The sequence below is a fragment of the Rhizobium sp. M1 genome (assembly GCF_002531805.1).
GTDB classification, from domain to species: domain Bacteria; phylum Pseudomonadota; class Alphaproteobacteria; order Rhizobiales; family Rhizobiaceae; genus Rhizobium; species Rhizobium etli_C.
In genome coordinates, this window is record NZ_NWSW01000099.1 from 1 (window position 1) to 1,851 (window position 1,851).

At 57.9% G+C, this 1,851-nt stretch carries 1 protein-coding gene and 3 pseudogenes; 1 reads left to right on the forward strand and 3 read right to left on the reverse strand.

Annotated features, from left to right (window positions below):
* Window positions 1-192, forward strand: a pseudogene (locus tag CO655_RS33030) (IS66 family transposase zinc-finger binding domain-containing protein); the annotation flags it as partial.
* A gap of 176 nt (window positions 193-368) precedes the next feature.
* On the opposite strand, the gene CO655_RS33040 reads toward CO655_RS33030, so the two are convergent.
* The 3 genes and pseudogenes from CO655_RS33040 to CO655_RS33050 form a co-directional block, all read right to left on the reverse strand.
* On the reverse strand, window positions 369-1,079 hold the full coding sequence (locus tag CO655_RS33040) for an HAD-IB family phosphatase (RefSeq protein WP_097667968.1): 711 nt from the start codon (window positions 1,077-1,079) through the stop codon (window positions 369-371).
* Between the two features lie 60 nt (window positions 1,080-1,139).
* Window positions 1,140-1,403, reverse strand: a pseudogene (locus tag CO655_RS33045) (ATP-binding protein); the annotation flags it as partial.
* A 10-nt stretch (window positions 1,404-1,413) separates the two neighbouring features.
* Window positions 1,414-1,708, reverse strand: a pseudogene (locus CO655_RS33050) (transposase); the annotation flags it as partial.
* Between the last annotated feature and the right edge of the window lie 143 nt (window positions 1,709-1,851).

Consider the following 1,851-nt stretch of genomic DNA (forward strand, 5'->3'; position numbering starts at 1 on the left):
CGGAACAAAGGGGCGGCTTCATCGGAATCGGCAATCTGCGCATGCGGTGGATGTCTGCATCGAATTGGCGAGGATGTGTCCGAGCGGCTAGACATCATCCCGGCGCAGTTCCGTGTCCTCGTCACCCGTCGTCCCAAATATGCCTGCCGCGCCTGCACCGACGGTGTCGCTCAATCCACAGCACCTGCTCGACTACCTGCAAGCTCAACGCTGTCGATCCGCTTGCCTATCTGACCGTCACGCTTACCGCCATTGTCAACGGCCACAAGCAAAGCCAGATCGACGGCCTCCTGCCGTGGAGTTATCCGGCAGGATAATATGTGCCCAAAGGCTTCTGTCGGCCGAAAGCGGTAATCTGCATCGGCCAATCATGCCAGCATATCTGAGACAATTTCCTCGATATTCGCATTGTGCAAGTGTTTTGCATGGCTTAATTCGGACGGCAGGTGCTCGCCCACGAAATAGCTTCGGGAGGCGAGATTGAGCATAGGGATATCTCCGTGCGAATCCCCCGCTGCCGCAAGGGCATCCCTGTCGATACCCAATTCGGCAATCAAGGAGTTCAAATAGCTGGCTTTATCTTCCGGCCAAAAATGAACGATGGTCCCCTTGTCTTGCCAGCCGGTACCGACGGCGTAATCTGCACCCAGTTCTGAGGCGAGCCAGCCGACAGCGAATTCCCAAGTGATGGACACAAGGGCGACCTTGACTCCGGCCTCTTTGAGGCGTGCAAACCCTTCTTTGACACCCGGAGCTAGACGAAGCTCCGACAGATGTCCGATCAGGGCAGCCCGGTCAAAGGGGGCGTACCACTCCAGCATTGTTTCGCGTCCGGCGGCAATTTCATCTCGCGAGCGGAGAAGCTCGAAAGCGTCCATTTCAACCGTACGGCCTAGTTTCCGGGCAATACAGCCGCAGATATTTTCGCCCCGCAGAATAGTTCCGTCTACGTCAAACGCAGCTAGTTTGATGGCGCTGATCTTCGGTCCCCCTTCGTGCCCTTTGGGGCCTACCAACCGTAGTAAAAGAAGCCGCCTACCGCAACGCCTCCTGTTGGCGCGAAGCAGCCGTCCCGTCATGGCGAAATTATCGACTACCTAAAGCATCTTGGTCGAGGTGCGACCGGCACACCGCTTACTCTGGAGTTCACGCCGTGCGACCTGCAGTTTCTGGACGAGGTCGGTCGTGCGAGTGAACAGCACCCGCCAACCGTTCTCGATCAGCGCGAGGTCGAGGGCCGCGGCGAGATGGCTCTTTCCGCCGCCCGGCGGACCGAACATGAGGATATTGGCACCTTTCGCGACCCAGCTGTCGCCAGCGGCAATGGCCATGACCTGGGCCTTGGAGACCATAGGGACTGCATCAAAATCAAAGCTGTCGAGCGTCTTTTCCGGTGGCAGGTTTCGCCTGGGCAAAATACGCCGACGCTTTGCGCAGAATCTCGTTGGCCTGACGAAGCTCGCGGCTCTCCCGCTCAAGAGCCTACATATTCTCGGCGACATCGTTCGGCCGGCCTGCTCGCTTACCGCTATCGACCTCGGTCTTCTTCACCCATTCGTGCAGCGTGCGTGGCCGGCGAGCAGCCGATCTTGGCCGCGATAGATGAAACGGCAGCCCACCGCGCGGGGTGCTCGGCTTCGTGATCCAGCACCATGCGGATGGCACGCTCATGGACTTCAGGCGAGAATTTGTTCGTTGTCTTGCTCATATCGGCTCCAATCTCTCATGAGTTGAAGCCTCCGGCAAACTCGGCGCGGTTCTTGAATCCCAAAAAGGGAACCGGCTATAGGCTTGTGTTTTTAAGCAAAACGTCACCCTCCACTCCTGATCTGAACCCTTCAAACTGGACCA